The organism is Oleiphilus sp. HI0125 (assembly GCF_001635355.1).
In genome coordinates this window covers 1-686 of the sequence record NZ_LWGF01001354.1, presented here as the reverse complement: position 1 = coordinate 686, position 686 = coordinate 1, and the positions used below count along the sequence as shown (strand labels likewise).

Below are 686 nucleotides of genomic sequence, written 5' to 3'. Positions count from 1 at the left end.
CGCTCTTATGATGAGTAAACTGGCTCTTAATCTCTAAAGCGCAGCTTTGCTTAACCAAAACATCTTGATCGCCGAATATCATGAGTGCTGACTGAGTTAAGTTGGCAAGCTCTTGCTGCACATCCAATTCGCCTAGCAACTTGAGGCTTTGGCACCGATTTGATTCCTCTAATAAACAAAGGTCGTACTGTTCGCGAACTCGCTTCAATAAAGAGGATTGCTTAGGAGCACCTTTGATACACAAAAACGGAAACGTTTTAACGATCGCTCGATCATCGCTAATAGAGCTCACAAAATCAGCAAAGTCCTGTCGCTTCATACCACATTGATAATCCGTCGACTCTACGAACTTGGGCGAGCTCATTAGTGTCACTAAACGGTCGTACGATTTATTAGCCCCTTCAAGGTAAGCTGCGAGCTTAATGGCCAACATTCCACCTAGCGACCAACCAATAATCACCGTATTAGGCGATACATATTCCTTGGCTAAATGCTCCAGCCAACGAATATCGCCACGCTCAGGGCACGCTACTATCTTGATTGATCGATTGCTCATAAGTTCTTTTGACAAACCATGAAGCCAATCGGCGTAGAATTCTTCAGAAACCGACCAACCTTGAATAAACAAAAGGTCTACGTACTTGCTCATGCCTCCATCCTCTCACGGCGGAATTCTTTGAGAGCTT

1 protein-coding gene is annotated in these 686 nt (G+C 44.6%); it reads right to left on the bottom strand.

Annotation, left to right across the window (positions count from 1 at the left end; translation table 11 throughout):
• A partial coding sequence (locus A3762_RS23145) for a hypothetical protein (protein WP_197469527.1) occupies positions 1–649 on the bottom strand: 649 nt, incomplete at its 3' end.
• Between the last annotated feature and the right edge of the window lie 37 nt (positions 650–686).